This is a genomic window from Actinoallomurus purpureus (genome assembly GCF_024055795.1).
Lineage (GTDB): Bacteria > Actinomycetota > Actinomycetes > Streptosporangiales > Streptosporangiaceae > Actinoallomurus > Actinoallomurus purpureus.
On the sequence record NZ_JAMXMY010000020.1, the window covers coordinates 80,748 to 96,442 of the forward strand.

General features: G+C 71.7%; 15 protein-coding genes. 8 read left to right on the plus strand and 7 right to left on the minus strand.

From position 1 onward, the window contains the following. Positions 1 to 22: 22 nt before the first annotated feature. Positions 23 to 1,402 carry a dipeptidase gene (locus tag NE236_RS31295; protein ID WP_252845803.1) on the minus strand — a complete coding sequence of 460 codons (1,380 nt, stop codon included), beginning with the start codon at positions 1,400 to 1,402 and terminating at the stop codon, positions 23 to 25. Positions 1,403 to 1,446: 44 nt separating this feature from the next. On the opposite strand from NE236_RS31295, the gene NE236_RS31300 reads away from it, so the two are divergent. Continuing rightward, positions 1,447 to 1,728: a DUF4031 domain-containing protein gene (locus NE236_RS31300; RefSeq protein WP_252845804.1), complete on the plus strand. Its 282-nt coding sequence runs from the start codon at positions 1,447 to 1,449 to the stop codon at positions 1,726 to 1,728. On the opposite strand, the gene NE236_RS31305 is transcribed toward NE236_RS31300, so the two are convergent. Continuing rightward, positions 1,706 to 2,302 carry an HD domain-containing protein gene (locus NE236_RS31305; RefSeq protein WP_252845805.1) on the minus strand — a complete coding sequence of 199 codons (597 nt, stop codon included), beginning with the start codon at positions 2,300 to 2,302 and terminating at the stop codon, positions 1,706 to 1,708. The two genes, NE236_RS31300 and NE236_RS31305, sit on opposite strands and share 23 nt — an antisense overlap. Further along, positions 2,299 to 3,081 (minus strand): ABC transporter ATP-binding protein, encoded by a 783-nt coding sequence (locus tag NE236_RS31310; protein WP_252845806.1) that lies wholly within the window; start codon positions 3,079 to 3,081, stop codon positions 2,299 to 2,301. Before NE236_RS31310 ends, NE236_RS31305 begins: the two co-directional genes overlap by 4 nt. 120 nt (positions 3,082 to 3,201) lie before the next feature. On the opposite strand from NE236_RS31310, the gene NE236_RS31315 reads away from it, so the two are divergent. Genes NE236_RS31315 through NE236_RS31330 form a run of 4 tightly spaced genes read left to right on the plus strand, consistent with a single transcriptional unit; the run spans position 3,202 to position 8,712 of the window. Continuing rightward, positions 3,202 to 4,320: a siderophore biosynthesis protein gene (locus NE236_RS31315; protein WP_252845807.1), complete on the plus strand. Its 1,119-nt coding sequence runs from the start codon at positions 3,202 to 3,204 to the stop codon at positions 4,318 to 4,320. Continuing rightward, positions 4,317 to 5,960: an IucA/IucC family protein gene (locus NE236_RS31320; RefSeq protein WP_252845808.1), complete on the plus strand. Its 1,644-nt coding sequence runs from the start codon at positions 4,317 to 4,319 to the stop codon at positions 5,958 to 5,960. The genes NE236_RS31315 and NE236_RS31320 overlap by 4 nt, the downstream gene beginning before the upstream one ends. Then, positions 5,957 to 7,600, plus strand: coding sequence for an IucA/IucC family protein (locus NE236_RS31325; protein WP_252845809.1), 1,644 nt, complete (start codon positions 5,957 to 5,959; stop codon positions 7,598 to 7,600). Before NE236_RS31320 ends, NE236_RS31325 begins: the two co-directional genes overlap by 4 nt. After that, on the plus strand, positions 7,597 to 8,712 hold the full coding sequence (locus NE236_RS31330; RefSeq protein ID WP_252845810.1) for a type III PLP-dependent enzyme: 1,116 nt from the start codon (positions 7,597 to 7,599) through the stop codon (positions 8,710 to 8,712). Before NE236_RS31325 ends, NE236_RS31330 begins: the two co-directional genes overlap by 4 nt. 81 nt (positions 8,713 to 8,793) lie before the next feature. Here the strand turns inward: NE236_RS31330 and NE236_RS31335 are convergent, their stop codons facing one another. Next, a complete protein-coding gene (locus NE236_RS31335; RefSeq protein ID WP_252845811.1) occupies positions 8,794 to 9,195 on the minus strand; it encodes a DUF3761 domain-containing protein in 402 nt (133 codons plus the stop codon). 310 nt (positions 9,196 to 9,505) lie between these two features. Here NE236_RS31335 and NE236_RS31340 point away from each other — a divergent pair, with 310 nt between their 5' ends. Then, on the plus strand, positions 9,506 to 10,324 hold the full coding sequence (locus NE236_RS31340; protein ID WP_252845812.1) for a class I SAM-dependent methyltransferase: 819 nt from the start codon (positions 9,506 to 9,508) through the stop codon (positions 10,322 to 10,324). A 16-nt stretch (positions 10,325 to 10,340) separates the two neighbouring features. On the opposite strand, the gene NE236_RS31345 is transcribed toward NE236_RS31340, so the two are convergent. Both NE236_RS31345 and NE236_RS31350 read right to left on the minus strand, forming a co-directional pair. Then, positions 10,341 to 10,772: a type II toxin-antitoxin system VapC family toxin gene (locus NE236_RS31345; protein ID WP_252845813.1), complete on the minus strand. Its 432-nt coding sequence runs from the start codon at positions 10,770 to 10,772 to the stop codon at positions 10,341 to 10,343. Continuing rightward, positions 10,769 to 11,089 carry a type II toxin-antitoxin system Phd/YefM family antitoxin gene (locus tag NE236_RS31350; RefSeq protein WP_252845814.1) on the minus strand — a complete coding sequence of 107 codons (321 nt, stop codon included), beginning with the start codon at positions 11,087 to 11,089 and terminating at the stop codon, positions 10,769 to 10,771. Before NE236_RS31350 ends, NE236_RS31345 begins: the two co-directional genes overlap by 4 nt. Before the next feature lie 133 nt (positions 11,090 to 11,222). Between NE236_RS31350 and NE236_RS31355 the strand changes: the two genes are divergently transcribed. Beyond that, a complete protein-coding gene (locus NE236_RS31355; RefSeq protein WP_252845815.1) occupies positions 11,223 to 14,090 on the plus strand; it encodes a glycoside hydrolase family 35 protein in 2,868 nt (955 codons plus the stop codon). 3 nt (positions 14,091 to 14,093) lie between these two features. On the opposite strand, the gene NE236_RS31360 is transcribed toward NE236_RS31355, so the two are convergent. Beyond that, positions 14,094 to 14,462 carry a MerR family transcriptional regulator gene (locus NE236_RS31360; protein WP_252845816.1) on the minus strand — a complete coding sequence of 123 codons (369 nt, stop codon included), beginning with the start codon at positions 14,460 to 14,462 and terminating at the stop codon, positions 14,094 to 14,096. Positions 14,463 to 14,590: 128 nt separating this feature from the next. On the opposite strand from NE236_RS31360, the gene NE236_RS31365 reads away from it, so the two are divergent. Then, positions 14,591 to 15,571, plus strand: a complete 981-nt coding sequence (locus NE236_RS31365; protein ID WP_252845817.1) for an aldo/keto reductase — start codon at positions 14,591 to 14,593, stop codon at positions 15,569 to 15,571. Positions 15,572 to 15,695: the final 124 nt, after the last annotated feature.

Below are 15,695 nucleotides of genomic sequence, written 5' to 3' on the forward strand. Positions count from 1 at the left end.
TCGGTCACGGCAAGGCTCTCCCTCAGAGGCCGGTGGCGAGCTCGTCCCAGAGGTACGCGGCGGCCTCCGCGCCCTTGAGCAGAAGCGGCATCTCGACCTTCTCGTTGGGCGCGTGGATGCGGTCCTCGTCCAGCCCGACGGCGACGAACACGAGCGGCGCCTCCAGGATGTCGGCGAGGTCCGCCTCCGGGCCGCTGCCGCCCTCGCGGGTGAACAGCACCTCGGTACCGAACGCCTTCTCCATCGCCCGCTTGGCCGCCTGCACGCCCGGCGAGTCGATCGGCGAGAAGCACGGCCGGACACCGGGTCCGGGGATGTGGACCTCCGCGCGGACGCCCGGCGGGGTGTGCTCGGCGACGTACGCGCGGAACGCCTCCTGCACCCGCAGCGGGTCCTGCCCGGCGACGAGCCGGAACGACAGCTTGGCGTGCGCCTCGCGCGGCACGATGGTCTTCCCGCCGGGGCCGGTGTGGCCGCCCCACATGCCGTTGATCTCCGCGGTCGGGCGGGCCCAGATCCGCTCCAGGGTGGTGAAGCCCTCTTCGCCGAACGCGGCGCCGCTGCCTCCCGCGGTGGCGAGCCATTCCGCCTCGTCGAACGGCAGCTTGGCGAACAGCGCCCGCTCCTCGTCGGTGAGCTCGACGATCCCGTCGTAGAAGCCGTCGAGCGTGATGCGGTTCTGATCGTCGTGCAGGCCGGCGAGGAGCTGGGCGAGCGCGTGCAGCGGGTTGGGCACCGCGCCGCCGAACGAGCCGGAGTGCAGGTCGATCGACGGGCCGTACAGCGAGACCTCGGCCTCGGTGAGGCCGCGCATGCCGGTGCACATCGACGGCACGTCGGCGGACCACATCGAGGTGTCGCTGATGACGATCGCGTCGCAGGTCAGGCGGTCCCTCTTCGCGCGAAGCAGGTCGGCGAAGTGCGCCGAGCCGGACTCCTCCTCGCCCTCGATCAGCATCTTGATCGTCACCGGCGGGGCGGTGCGGCCGCTCGCCGCGAGGTTCGCCTTCAGCCCGAGCGTGTGAAAGAAGATCTGCCCCTTGTCATCGGACGTGCCGCGGCCGATGAGCTGCTCGCCCTTCTCCACCGGCGAGAACGGCGCGGTCTCCCACTCGTCGAGGGGCTCGACCGGCTGCACGTCGTGGTGTCCGTACACGACGACCTTCGGCGCGTCGGGGTCCTCGGCCGGCCACTCGGCGAACACCGCCGGCAGGCCGCCGGTCTCCCAGATCTCCACCGTCGGGAAGCCGGTGTCGCGCAGGTGCTCGGCCAGCCACGCGGCGGAGCGCCGTACGTCGTCGCGCCGCTCCGGGTCGCCGGAGATCGACGGAATCGCCAGCCACTCCTTCAGCGCGTCGAAGAAGCCGCTCGCATTCGCGTCGATGTAAGCACGTACGTCCATGAGCAGCTTTCTCGCGGAAAAACGTTCTCTGGCACTCTAGCCCGGTGACCGTCTACATCGATCGCCCCCTCTGGCCTGCGCGTGGTCGGCTCTGGTCGCACATGGTCAGCGACATGTCGTACGAGGAGCTGCACACGTTCGCCGAGCGGCTGGGCGTGCCGCGGCGGGCGTTCGACCGGGACCACTACGACGTGCCGGCGGAGGTCTACGACGCGGCGATCGGCCTGGGCGCGACGCCGGTCGGCTCCCAGGAACTGGTGACCCGCCTCATCGGAGCGGGTCTGCGCCGCCGGAAGTCTCCGGTCAGGCGCGGCCCAGCAGCATGAGCTCGGTCTCCAGGTTGTGGCGGGCGGCGGCCTCCCACCGTTCGCGGCCCGGTGTCGTACGGAACAGCGCCGGGGCGTCGAGCAGGGCGCGCAGCACGTCGGCGCGGCCCTGCCGGAACGCCTCGTCGGGGACCGCGGCGTACTCCTCGCGCACGGCGGCGGCGTACGCGGCGTAGCGCTCCGGGTCGGCGGCCAGGACGGCCAGGTCGGCGTCGCTCAGGACGGCGCCGTTGCGGTCGCCGGGCTCCGGGTCGTGCGCGGCGGTCATCCGGACCAGGCGGGCGACCTCCGCGACCGTCTCGGGCGGTAGGTCGGTGTCGGCGAGCATCCGCTCGGCGAGGACGGCGCTGCGCTCCTCGTTGTCGGCGCGCAGCGGCTGGTACACCGCGTCGTGGAACCACGCCGCGAGGCGTACGGCGTCGGCGTCGTCGGCCTCGCCGGCCAGCTCGTCGATCCGGTCGAGGACCTCGGTGAGGTGCTCGGTGGTGTGGTAGCGGCGGTGCGGCTCCTCGTAGCGGCGGACCAGCTCGGCGCCGAGGATCCCGGGGCCGGACCACCGGGTCAGCAGACTCATGAAACGGTCCTCGCGGTCCAGCGGCCGCCGGACCTGTCGATGGTGATGGGGTGGTCGAAGCACGCGCTGATCAGCTCGGTGGTCAGCACGTCGTCGGCGGGTCCCGAGGCCAGCACCCGCCCCTGCCGCAGGAGGATCGCGTGGGTCGTGCTGGCGGGCAGCTCCTCGAGATGGTGCGTGACGAGAACGCTGGTCAGCGACGGCTGCGCGCGCCGGAGCTCGTCGATAGAGGTCAGCAGCTGCTCGCGGGCGGCGACGTCCAGGCCGGTGGCCGGCTCGTCGAGCAGGAGGACGCGCGGCCGGGGCATCAGGGCGCGGGCGATCAGGGTGCGCCCGCGCTCCCCGTGCGAGAGGGTCGGCCAGCGCGCGTCGCGGCGCGCGCCGAGGCCGAGTAGGTCGATCATCTCGTCCGCGCGGTCCAGGTCTTCCGGCGCGGGCTTCCAGTGCGGCACGAGCTCGATGCTGCCGGTGACGCCGGTGAGGACGACCTCGTGCACCGTACGGGCGGACCGCAGCGGGTGGTGCGGGTTCACGTGGCCGATCCAGGCGCGCACCTCGCGGACGTCCACCCGGCCGAGCCGGTGACCGAGGATCTCCACCCCACCGCTCGTCGGGTGCTGGTAGGCGCCGACGAGACTGAGCAGCGTGGACTTCCCGGCGCCGTTGGCGCCCAAGAGGGCCCAGTGCTCGCCCTCGTGGACGGTGAGCGACACGTCGTCGAGCAGCGCCCGGTGATCCCGGACGAAGCACACGTCTTCCACACGCAGCACAGGAGTCATCGGGAGCGAGCGTACGGCAAGCCGACACGCGCGGGCGCGGCTGTTGCGCCGGGGGCCCGCCCGCGCCACTATGGTCACTCGTCAACTTAGGTAAGCCTAACCTGACTGCTCGGGAGACTCGTGCGGCTCTACATCGTGGCGGGCAAGCGGACCGACTCCGTTACCCATGGCTTTCTGCCCGCGGCCGAGTCACTCGGCCTGGACGTGACCCTCCTCACCGACCGGCCGTGGCCCCAGGAGACGATCCCGTGCGACGTCACAGACTTCCGGGCGATCATCGACGCCGTCTCCCGGCACGGGGCCCCGGCGGCGATCTTCTCCAACAGCGACCACCTGCAGGCGTCCACCGCCCTGGCCGCGGAGTACTTCGGGCTGCCGGGCAAGGACTGGCGGGCAGCGCTGCGCACCAAGAACAAGGCGCTCATGCGCCGGACGCTGGGCGGCGTCTTCGCCGTCGAACTCCTGCCGGGCCAGGAGTCCCCCGCCCTCGCGGACGCCCCGTACCCCCTGGTCGTCAAGCCGCGCGAGGGCGTCGCCAGCGAGGACGTCTTCCTCGTACGTGACCCGGCCGAGCTGGCCGCGCGCTGCCGCGAGATCTGGGCCCGGCGGCCGGGCGCCCTCGTCGTCGAGGAGTACCTCCCCGGCGACCTGCACACGCTGGAGACGCTGAACGGCCGGGTCCTCGGTGGGTTTCGCACGACGCTGTCACCGCCGCCGCACTTCGTCGAGGAACGCCTCGACTGGTCGCCGCCGCCCCGCGCCGACCAGGTCCTGGACGCGCTCCGGAGGCTCGGGGTCGGCTTCGGCGCCTGCCACACCGAGTACGTCGTCCACGAGGGCCGGGCACGGGTCGTCGAGATCAACTACCGGATCATCGGCGACCACTGCGACTTCCTGCTCGGCGAGCTGCTCGGCGTCCCGATCTTCGAATGGGTGCTCCGCGCCCACCTCGGAGAACCGCTGCCGGAGCCGCCGGCCGCCACCGGGCACGCGGCGGTCGACTCGGTGATCGCGGACCGGTCCGGCACGCTCACCGCGGCGCCCGAGCGGCAGGAGTACGAGGACGACGGCGTACGGGTGGCCTACTGGCCGGTCCACGCGACCGGCGACGCGATCACGCTGACCCGCACGAACCGCGACTACCTCGGTACGATCCGCGCCGTCGGCCCGGACGCCGCCCGCGTCGACGCGGCGATCCGGCGATTCCGCGCGCGGCACCGCTGGGAGATCACCGTATGAGCTACCCGCCCGCGCTGAGTTCCGGGCCGCCGCCGAACTCCGGGCCGTCGCCGGGGTCGGGCTCGTCGCCCGTTCCCGCCGCCCGCGAAGGGCGAGGTTCCCGCGGCAGACAGGAGGAGTACCTCGGCGCGCGGGTCCTGGACGCCCTGCTGCGCGAGGACTACGGCGGGCTGTCACGACGCGTCGAGGGCGACCGGCTCACCCTGCCCGGCGGCCGGGTCGTCGTGCTCGGCTCGGAGCCGACCGGGGCACCCGGCCGGTTGGGGCGGTATCCCGGATTCCTCGCCGAGCGCGTCGTGGACGACACCGTCGGGCTCGAGGAGGTGCTCGGCGTCGTGCGTGCGCTGGCCGACCCGCGCGACGACGTCGCGGCGTTCGACCGTGAGTGCCGGGAGACGCTGCGGGCTCTGCGCCTGTACGCGGCCGTACGCCCGCGCCCGGCCGGCGTCGCCCGGTACGACGCCCTCGCCGCCGCCGTGGACCACCCGGTGTATCCGACCGCCCGCTGCCGTCTCGGCCTGGACGAGCGTGACCTGCTGGCCTACGCCCCGGAGTTCGGGCCCGCGTTCCGGCTCGCGTGGACCGGCGTGCCGCGCTCGGATTGCCACGGCGACCGGCCCTCCTGGTGGCCCGACCCCGGTGACCTCGGGCTACCCGCGGACCATGACGTGTTCCCCGTGCATCCGCTGACCGCCCGCCTGGTCCCCACGATTCCGGGTCCGGCCGTGACGGTCCGGCCGACCCTGTCGATGCGCACGGTGGCGATCGGCGCCCGTGAGCACCTGAAGCTCCCGCTGCCGACCAGCACGCTCGGCCTGCGCAACCGCAGGGTGATCGTGCCCGGCACCCTCGCCGACGGCGCGCTCGTCGAACGCGTGCTGCGGGCCGTCATCGAGCGGGAGCGGCCGCCGGTGCTGCTCGCCGACGAACAGACGTACGGCCACGCGGACGACCCGCTGCGCGGCTACCTGGTGCGGCGCCTGCCCGCCGACGGCGTGCCGGTCGCGGCGTTGCTCGCCCGGACGCCGGACGGCCCGTACGTCATCGAGGAGCTGACCGACGACGTCGCCGGGTTCTTCGGGGCCTACCTCGCCGTGCTGTTCGACTGGAACGTCATGCTGGCGGCGAGGTACGGCATCGCGCTGGAGGCACACCAGCAGAACGTGTCGATCGTGCCCGGCGATCCACCGCATCTGATGATCAAGGACAACGACGGGGCGCTCATCGACCTGCGCCGGCTCGCCCGCGCGCTGGGCCGAGCCCCCGGGCAGGAGGAGTTCGCCGACCCGCGGCTGGTGACCACCGACCCGGAGGCCCTGGCCCGCGTCCTCACCACGATCACCGTGCACCTGTGCGCCGGGGCGCTCGCCTTCGGTCTCGCCGAGCGCGGGCTCCTCGACCTCGGCACGGGCCTGGGCCTCGTCCGCGACCGGCTCGGCGCCGCACTGGACGCGTACGACGACACCGGCTTTCTGCGGGCGCGGACGCTCGACGCCGACCGGCTGCCGGTCAAGGCGATGGTCACCGCCGGGACGCTGGTCGGCAAGGACCGCACCGGCGCGCAGGACATCAACAAGCACTACGGCCCGCCCGGGCCGAACTACCTCAAGCCCCCGCACCCGAAGAGGTCGACCACGTGACACCGCTCGCCCGAGCCGTGCCCTCGATTTCCCCGACCCGTCCCACCGTCGGCCCCTCTCCTGCGGGGCGGGTCGACCCGGACGAGGCCACCGTGCTCGCCCTGCTCAACTGCGCGGTCCGCGAGCTCTGCGCGCCCGAGCGGCAGATCCGGGTCGGCGAGGCGTACGTCACGGCCCGGCTCCCCCGTGTCGGTGTCACGCTGCGCGCCCGCCTGCGCCGACCTCCGCTGATGAGCCCCCGGCTGGCCGGTCCGATCGAGGAACGACGCGACGGCTGGGTGCCCGTGGACTGGCGGCGTATCACCGACCTGATCGCCGGGGAGCTGGAACTGACGACGGGGACGGCGAACCCGGAGTTCGCCGCGCAGGTGGCGGCCAGCCGTGACGCCATGGACCTCATCGCCCGGCTCCGGAGGCCGGCCGCCGCCGACCCCTTCCTGCGGTCGGAGCAGTCGCTGATCGCGGGCCACCGGTTCCATCCCTCGCCCAAGTCCCGTCAGGGAGCCGACTGGCCCGACTACGCTCCCGAGCTCGGAGCCCGCTTCCCACTGCACTGGCTGGCCGTCCGGGAGGACGCGGTCCTGGAGGAGGGCGACGTCTCTGTGCTGGACCGGCTCGGCCCGCCGGTCCGCGCCGGCTACCGCGTCCTCCCCGCCCACCCGTGGCAGCTCTCCCTGCTCCGCCCCGAGTCCGACGCCATCGTCGATCTCGGACCGTACGGCCCGGAGGCGGCGCCGACGTCCTCCGTGCGGACCGTGTACGTCCCGGACGCCTTCCTGAAGTTCAGCCTCGACGTCCGCATCACCAACTGCGTGCGCAAGAACGCCTGGTACGAGCTGTCCGGCGCGGTGGCTCTGACGCGGGCGCTGCGGCCGGTGTTCGACGGGCTGCCCTGCGAGCTGCTGACCGAACCCGGCTACCGGACCGTGTCCGTCGGCGGCACCCGCCTTCGCGAAGGACTCGGTGTGATCGTGCGAGACGGCGTACGCGGCCTGCCGGGCACGCCGCTGCTCGCCGCCGCCATCGCCGACCCGGACGGCGACGGCCCCGCCGCCGCGTCCACGCTGCTCGGCGACGACGCCTCGCCGGACCGGGTGCTGGCCTGGTGGGACGCCTACGTGGGACACGTGGTGCCCCCAGTCCTGCACGCCTACCTGCGGCACGGCGTCGTCCTCGAACCCCACCTGCAGAACGTCCTGATCGTGGTCGACGGCGACGGCGTGCCGGTCCGGGCGGTGTTCCGCGACCTGGAGGGCACCAAGCTCCTGCCGGAGCCGTGGGAATCGTTCCTCGCGGACCTGCCCGGCCCCGTCGCCCGCTCGCTCACCTACGACCCCGACCGCGGCTGGAACCGCGTCGTCTACTGCCTGTTCGTCAACCACCTGGCCGAGGTCCTGGCCGCCCTCGCGGACCTGTGCCCGTCGCTGGAACCCGCGCTCTGGCGAGTGGTCCGGCGGCACGTGGCCCGCTGCGCCGAGGAGACACCGGCGGGGACCGACGGCGCGGCGCGGCTGCGGGCCCTACTGGCCGGGGCCCCACTGCCGGCAAAGGCCAACCTGCGCACCCGGTGGGCCCGCGACCCCGACCGGCAGGCGACCTACGTCCCGGTGCCCAACCCGCTCGCCGAGGCCCGCGCATGACGGCGCCGCCCCCCGAGGCCGTCCGGGAACGCGCCCTGTCGACGCCGCTGCCCGCCTACGTCTACGACCTGGACGGACTCCGGGCCCACGCCGCCTCGGTCCGTGCGGCGACCCCGGTGGAGATCTTCTACGCGGCGAAGGCCAACCCCGACCCGCGCGTCCTCACCGCCCTCGCCCCGTACGTGGACGGCGTCGAGGTCTCCTCCGGCGGCGAACTCGCCCACGTGCGGGCGGCCCTTCCCGGCGCGCGCCTGGCGTTCGGCGGACCGGGCAAGACGGACGAGGAACTCGCGTCCGCGGCCGGCACCGGGGTCGACCGGATCCACGTCGAGAGCCCCCGCGAGCTGGAACGCCTCGCCGCCCTGCGCCGGGAGACGGACGTGCTACTCCGGGTCAACCTGCCGGTCGCGATCAGCGGGGCGGCCCTGCGGATGAGCGGCCCGTTCGGCATGGACCCCGAGGCCCTCGGCGCCTGCCTGGACATCCTGGAGCAGGCACCCTGGCTGACGCTTCGCGGTCTGCACGCGCACCTGGCGTCGGGGCTGGAGGCCGAGCCGCTTCTGGAGGTCGCCGCCCAGGTCCTCGGCTGGGCGCGGACCTGGATGGACGGCCCGAAGGAGGTCAACCTGGGCGGCGGCATGGCCGTCGACTACCGGAACCCCGGCGCCCGCTTCGACTGGGCGGCGTACGGCGCGGGCCTGGCGTCGCTGCGTCGGCCCGAGGAGACGCTGCGGATCGAACCGGGCCGCGCGCTGACGGCGTACTGCGGGTGGTACGTCACGGAGGTCCTCGACCTGAAACGGTCGCACGGCGAGTGGTACGCGGTCCTGCGCGGCGGCACCCATCACCTGCGCACCCCGGTGACGAAGGGCCACGACCAGCCGTTCGCGGTGCTTCCGACGGGCAAGCGGCCGGGCGCGAGTGACGCGGTGACGCTGGTCGGGCAGCTGTGCACGCCGAAGGACGTGTTCGCCCGGCAGGTCCCGGTGGATCGGATCGCCCTCGGCGACGTCGTGGCCTTCGCCCTCGCCGGCGCGTACGCGTGGAACATCTCCCACCACGACTTCCTCATGCACCCGAAACCCATGTTCGAGTACGTCGGCCATGAATAGGCGTTGACTGATTCGATCACCGAGCGTTTCGCATGTTTTCCCGGATACCCGGGAAAGGTCCGCCCTGTTCGTCGGTCACGCTCACCGGTAGAACACCGCCACGCCGCCGTGGTGCGAGCACGCGCCCTGGTGGTGGGCGGCATACGAGTAGGTCCCGTCATTACAGAGTGCCGTCGCACCGGCCGGATGGCCAGGCGGCTTAGGAGCCGAATGATGCCGTTTCGCGCGGTTGGCCGTTCGATGCGTCGTCGGCGAGTGCGGCTTGTGCGTGTGCGCTCCACCAGCGCCGGCCCGGGTCGTCGGCGTTGACGACTCCTCTGTAGCCGACGGCTCCGGCGTGCCGGGAGGCGAATCGGCCGGTGTCGTGGACTCACCGGGCCAGGCGGACGGCGCCGCGATCCCGCCCGCGCCGGTCGCGGTCGTGCCGCATCCGCCGAGCAGCAGTGCCGCGGCGAGGATCAAGACCGATGTCCGGTGACGCATTCCCGTCTCCCGTCGTAGAGGACGCGTGTTGGACGGGTGCGGACCAACACGGGTTGGCGAAAAAGCGCTGATGGCGGCATATGGCCAATTCAGCGCAATACGTAACGTGTTCCGTACTTCACCGATGGCAGCCGCGAGCGAAATGCTCGGTCAACCCGCCGCGCAGATCGCACGCCGCACCGAAATGCCCGTTTCGCCACCGCGATCACCGAGCATTGTGACCGCTCGCCAGCGGTCACAGGGAAGCTCAGTCGGTCGTCGATCAAAAAACCCGCGTGCGGTCGACCGCCAGGATCGGCAGAATCCGGCCATGGAGGGGCATAGGGTCGCACCAGAGATCATCGACTACTACTCTTCGGCCTTCGACGAATCCGCCCGCCTGTCCTCCAGTGGACAGGGAGAGCTGGAGTTCCTCCGGACGCAGGAGCTGCTCCGGCGGCATCTGCCCGCACCCCCCGCCTCGGTGCTCGACGTCGGTGGCGGTCCGGGAATCCACGCGCGCTGGCTGGTGGCCGACGGATTCGAAGTTCATCTCGTGGACCCGGTCGAACGGCACGTGCGGCAGGCCCGAGCCGTGTGCGACTGCACCACCGAGCTCGGTGACGCCCGCACCCTCCGCGCGGAAGACGGGTCCTATGACGCCGTTCTCCTGCTCGGCCCCCTCTATCACCTGCTAAAGCGCGCCGACCGCGTCCAGGCGCTCCGTGAGGCGCGGCGGGTCCTGCGGCCCGGCGCCCTGATGGCGGCCGCCGCGATCAGCCGGCACGCGGAGCTCATCGACCTGGCGGCGACCGCTCGCCTCACGCCGGCCGCCACGGCGATCACTCAGGAAGTCCTCGCCTCGGGATGTCACACGAGCGAGTTCGGCTTCACGACCGCCTACTTCCACACCGCGGCCGAACTCCAGGCGGAGGCGACCGACGCCGGTTTCACGGACGTTCGCCTGTTCGGGGTCGAGGGGCCGACATGGGCGGTGCTCAAGGGGATCGCGACGCACACCGGAGGCTCTCTGACCGGCTCACCGCTCGTTGCGTCGGCGGTCACGGCGGCCCGGATCGCCGAGTCCGACCCCGCCCTCATCCCCTGCAGCTCTCACCTGATCACCTTCGGCCGGGCGCCGGATCGCTGACTCCGTAATTTCGACCTCAGGCCGGCGAGGCGATCGGGAGCCCCGCGTCGGCCGCCGCCGCCGCGAGTCTCTGGTCATAGGTGACGAACGCGGTCAGCCTGCCACCCAGCCGTGTCGCCGTCGCCAGATGGATCGCATCGAGCGTCCTGAGGAAGGGCTCCTTCCTCGCTGCCGCGCCCATCAGGATCTCAGAACTGACAGGCAGGACACTCACCCGGTTCATCGCCTCGCCGATCTTGCCGATCGCCTCTTCGGTCTGTTCGACATCGACGAGCCAGCCCTGATCATCATGACTGAGGCGCCAGTTGGCCCGCACGATCTCGGTTCGCGCCAGTTCGGAACTCACTTGCGCGTCGTCGGGATGAGCGCGAAGGAACGAACGCAGGGCCGAGGTCTCGGGGGCTTCCCGCACGAGTTTGAGCAGCGCGCAGGTATCGAGGTAGATCACCAGCGTTCCTCTTCTCTCATGACCGCGAACACGTCATCAAGTGAACGGCCGTCCACAAGGGCAGGAAGAGGCTCGACGTCGGCCACGCTCTCGTTCAGGGGAGCGGGGATCAACTCGCCGCGTGCGACCATCGCGCGAATCAGCGCTTCGTCCGGAGAAACGGGCGTCAAGCGCGCGACGACCTCCCCCCGGTTGGTGATCTCGGCGGCCTCCCCCGCCTCGGTCAGTTGCCGGATCACCGCCGCGGTGTTCTTCTGCAACTCACGGACTCCGACCCGGCGAATGTGCGGTTCCGGCTCGATCGGCTCTGCGGTCATGTACGTCATGATACGCCGATGTACAGCGCCTTGTAAGCAGTACGTCACTTTCCGCAGCCACCGGGCGTACCCGTTGACGGAAAAGGTTTTCACATCTAGGTTCCGAGCCAGCCCCCTGAGCTCCGGAGACCCCATGCGCGGAAGCCGCCTGCCGCTCCTCATCGTTCTCGCCGCCCTTCTCTCCACGGTCCTGCCGACGTCGGTCGCCGGTGCCGCCTCGACGCCGGCCGTCGGTTCCGGGAGCCCCGCCGTGTCCACGCCGGTCGGCGCGCCGGCTACCACTCCAATGGGCTCAGCCACGGCGAGGACCGACGCGGGACCGGTTCGGCACACGATCGCCTACGACCACTACTCGCTGCTGATCGACGGGAAGCGGGAGTACATCTGGTCCGGGGAGTTCCACTACTTCCGGCTGCCGAACCCGGACCTGTGGCGGGACATGCTGCAGAAGATCAAGGCCTCGGGGTTCAACACCGTCTCGCTGTACTTCAGCTGGGCTTACCACTCCCCCGCGCCGGGGCGGTACGACTTCAGCGGCGTGCGCGACGTGGACCGGCTGCTGCGGATGGCCGAACAGGCGGGCCTGTACGTCATCGCCCGGCCGGGGCCGTACATCAACGGGGAGCTGGACGCCGGCGGGTACCCGGGCTGGCTGCTGACGCAGAAGGGCCGGGCGCGCAGCGCCGCCTCCGACTACACGGCGGCCTACCGCGAGTGGCTCGGGCACATCGATCCGATCATCGCCCGGCACCAGCTGACCAACGGGACCGGGTCCGTCATCCTCTACCAGGTCGAGAACGAGTACGACGGCTCGGACGCGACGTACATGACGCAGCTCGCCGAGCAGGCCAGGGCGGACGGCATCACGGTCCCGATCTTCCACAACGACAAGAAACGCCAGGGCAAGTGGGCCTCCGGAGCGGGCGCGCCCGACCTGTACGCCTCCGACACCTACCCAGGCACGTCGGTGACCGACTACTCGTTCATGCGGAGCTTCACGGGGCCGAACCGGCCGCTGTTCTGGGCGGAGTTCCAGGGCGGCTGGTTCCAGCCGTGGGGCGGCGGGTCGTACGAGGAGAACCGGACGAAGTTCGGCCCGTCGTTCGAGCGCATCACGTACGGGAACAACATCGACAATCACTTCACGCTGCAGAACCTCTACATGCTGTACGGCGGGACGAACTGGGGCTGGCAGGCCGACCCGAACGTCGTCTACACCTCGTACGACTACGGCGCGGCGTTCGACGAGTCCCGGCGGCTCACCGCGAAGATCCCGGTGCTGAAGCAGCAGGGGTACTTCGTGCAGTCCGTCGAGCCGTTGCGCAAGACCGACGACCTGCCCGGTCAGCCGGAGCACTCCGGCGCGGCGGTGCACGTCGACGCCGACCGGAACCCCGACGACGGAACGACCTTCTACTTCCTCCGGCACGAGGACATCAAGCAGACCACCGACGAGGCGACCACCCTGCGCGTCGAGACCTCCGACGGGACGTACACGGTGCCGCAGCAGCCGGGGACCGCGATCCACGTGAACGGGCCGGACTACAAGATCCTGACCGCCGGGTACACGATGGACCGCCAGCGCCTCGTCTACTCCACGTCCGAGATCATGACGCATGAGGATCTCGGCGACCGGGACGTCGCGCTACTGCACGGCCGTAAGGGAGAGGCGGGCGAGACCGTCCTGCGGTACGCCTCGCAGCCGCGCGTCGACGTCCTGGCGGGCGACGTACAGGCGACGTGGTCCGGGTCCGATCTGCGGCTGAACTACACGCACGACGGGCTCGCCCGGGTGCGGATCAGCGGCGGCGGGCGTGCCCCGCTCGACCTGCTGCTGGCCGATGACGACACCGCGTCGACGTTCTGGCGGCCCGGCGGGAAGGTCCTCGTACGCGGGCCGTACCTCGTCAAGACGGCCGAGCGCGACGGCGCCACGTTGCGGCTCACGGGCGAGACCGAGCAGGCCGGTCCGCTCGAGGTGTTCGCGGGTCCCGGCGTCCGAACGGTGCTGTGGAACGGCCGGCCGGTGCGCACGGCCCGTACGGCGTCGGGGTCGCTGCTGGGCGCGGTGCCCGGACCACGCGCCGCGAACCTTCCCGCCCTGACCTCCTGGCGGCTCCACGAGGACACCCCGGAGGCCGCTCCCGGGTTCGACGACTCCGGCTGGACCGCCGCCGACCACCAGACGACCGACAACCCCACGCAGCCGAAGACGCTGCCCGTCCTGTACGCCGACGACTACGGCTTCCACCACGGCGACGTCTGGTATCGCGGACGGTTCGACGGTACGGCGGCGGGCATCTCCCTGACGGCCGGGACCGGCAAGGCCGGCGTGTGGTCGGTGTGGGTCAACGGGACGTTCCTCGGCACGGTGTCGACCGGGACGGGCGGACAGAACTCCAGCCGGGACTTCGCCCTCCCACCGGAGGCGCTCGGCGCGCACAACGTCGTGTCCGTCCTGGTCCGGAACATGGGCCACAACGAGGACGGCGGAAGCAACGACGCGCACAAGAACCCGCGCGGCCTGCTGGCGGCCTCCCTCACCGGCTCCGACGCGGCCCTCACCTGGCGGATCCAGGGCGGCGGGAACGACGAGGTTCGTGGACCGCTGAACAACGGGGGCCTGCACGGCGAGCGGGCGGGATGGACGCTCCCGTCCTTCTCCGACCGTACGTGGGCGCGGACGGCGGCACCGAGCGGATCTCCTACGCCGGGGATCGCGTGGTACCGGACGCGGGTGCGGCTCTCGCTGCCCAAGGGGCAGGACACTCCGCTCGTCCTGCGGTTCACGGGAGGGCAGGCCGCCCGGGCACTGATCTTCGTCAACGGCTGGAACCTCGGCCAGTACGTCGCCGACGTCGGACCGCAGCACGACTTCGTGCTCCCGCCCGGAGTGCTCCGGACGAACGGCGTCAACACGATCGCGCTCGCGGTCTGGTCCTACGACGGCACGGGCGGCCTCGGCCAGGTGACGCTCGAACGCGCGGAGGCCGCCCAGTAAGGATCACTCCGCGCCGGCGGCCTCCCGGTAGTAGCGGATCTTGCCCCTGACGTGCTCCTGCTGGGCGCCGAGCGTCTCGATCTGCCGGTCGATACGCTCGTCATGGGCCTCCAGCAGGGCGATGCGCTCGCCGAGCGTCTCGTCGCCGCATCGCGCCAGCTCGGCGTACCGCCGCATCTCCGCTATCGGCATGCCCGTGTCGCGCAGACAACGCAGGATGCCGAGGAACCCCACGTCGTCGCTGCTGAAGCGGCGGCGGCCCGCGGCCGTACGGTCGATCCGGTCAAGCAGGCCGATCCGCTCGTAATAGCGCAAAGTGTCGATGCTGAAGCCGGTCTTCTCCGCCGCCTGCGCCGGTGAATAGAACGTCACACTGCCGATGATCACACCTGAAGCGCACTCCAGGTCAAGCTCCAGGTGGGCTCCGGCTTGACCTGGAGTGCGCTCCAGATTGCAGAGTCGGTCGCGTCCCCCTGACCGCTCCGTGAGAGGACGCGACAATGCGACGATCCACCCTGGCCGACGGTACGACCGTCGGCTCCCTGTGCCTCGGCGCCATGTGGTTCGGCACCCGGACCGATGAGAAGACGGCGTTCGCCATCCTCGACCGCTTCGTCGAGGCCGGCGGCACCCTCATCGACACGGCCGACAACTACGCCTTCTGGGCGGAGGGCGGCGCGGGCGGGGAGAGCGAGACGGTGATCGGCCGGTGGCTGGCCGACCGCGGCGCCCGCGACCAGGTGGTGATCAGCACCAAGGTCGGAGCGCAGCCCACCGTCCCCGGCACGAGCTGGCGGGAGAGCGGCGAAGGGCTCTCGCCGTCGGCGATCCGGTCGGCGATCGAGGGCAGTTTGCGCCGGCTCGGCACCGACCGCGTCGACGTGTACTGGGCCCACATCGAGGACCGGACCGTACCGCTCGAGGAGACCGTCGACGCCTTCGCGTCGCTCGTCGAGGAGGGCACGGTCGGGGTCGTCGGGGCCAGCAACCACGCCCTGTGGAAGGTGGAGCGGGCGCGGGCCTTCGCGCGGTCCCAGGACCGTCCCGGCTACACCTGCCTCCAGCTCCGCCATTCCTACCTGCGCCCCCGCCTCGACGTCACCCGCCCGGACTCCCACATTTTCGGGGACGTCGACGCGGAGACGCTCGACTACGCCCGGAACGAGCCAGACATGAGCCTGTGGGCCTACAGCCCGCTGCTCAGTGGCGCGTACGCACACCCGGACCGGCCGCTGCACCCGGTGTACGACCACCCGGGCACGCCGGCACGGCTGGCGGCCGTCCAGGAGGTGGCTGCCAAGACCGGGGCCACGGTCAACCAGGTGGTGCTGGCCTGGCTCATGGGCGGCGACCCGCCGGTCACCCCGATCGTCGGCGTCAGCTCCGTCGAACAGCTCAACGAGGCCCTGGCCGCGGCCGACCTGGAACTGGGCGAGGACCTTCGCCACCGCCTCGATGACGCGGGCGGCTTCGGTCTGTGACCGCCACCTTGCGTCCCGACCTGGTCCGAAAGCAGCCGCCGCGCACCGTACGGTCGCCCGGCCCTCAGGGGGCCGGGGCCCGCGTTGACTTCGGGCGTGTCGCCGTTCCTGGAGCCGGTGGAAG

What these genes read in the sequence shown, in the direction of transcription:
- NE236_RS31340 (WP_252845812.1), top strand. Translation starts at nt 9,506, where the DNA reads ATGGAGGGGCATAGGGTCGCACCAGAGATCATCGACTACTACTCTTCG.
- NE236_RS31330 (WP_252845810.1), top strand. Translation starts at nt 7,597, where the DNA reads ATGACGGCGCCGCCCCCCGAGGCCGTCCGGGAACGCGCCCTGTCGACG.
- NE236_RS31335 (WP_252845811.1), bottom strand. Translation starts at nt 9,195, where the DNA reads ATGCGTCACCGGACATCGGTCTTGATCCTCGCCGCGGCACTGCTGCTC.
- NE236_RS31355 (WP_252845815.1), top strand. Translation starts at nt 11,223, where the DNA reads ATGCGCGGAAGCCGCCTGCCGCTCCTCATCGTTCTCGCCGCCCTTCTC.
- NE236_RS31365 (WP_252845817.1), top strand. Translation starts at nt 14,591, where the DNA reads ATGCGACGATCCACCCTGGCCGACGGTACGACCGTCGGCTCCCTGTGC.
- NE236_RS31310 (WP_252845806.1), bottom strand. Translation starts at nt 3,081, where the DNA reads ATGACTCCTGTGCTGCGTGTGGAAGACGTGTGCTTCGTCCGGGATCAC.
- NE236_RS31350 (WP_252845814.1), bottom strand. Translation starts at nt 11,089, where the DNA reads ATGACCGCAGAGCCGATCGAGCCGGAACCGCACATTCGCCGGGTCGGA.
- NE236_RS31305 (WP_252845805.1), bottom strand. Translation starts at nt 2,302, where the DNA reads ATGAGTCTGCTGACCCGGTGGTCCGGCCCCGGGATCCTCGGCGCCGAG.
- NE236_RS31320 (WP_252845808.1), top strand. Translation starts at nt 4,317, where the DNA reads ATGAGCTACCCGCCCGCGCTGAGTTCCGGGCCGCCGCCGAACTCCGGG.
- NE236_RS31295 (WP_252845803.1), bottom strand. Translation starts at nt 1,402, where the DNA reads ATGGACGTACGTGCTTACATCGACGCGAATGCGAGCGGCTTCTTCGAC.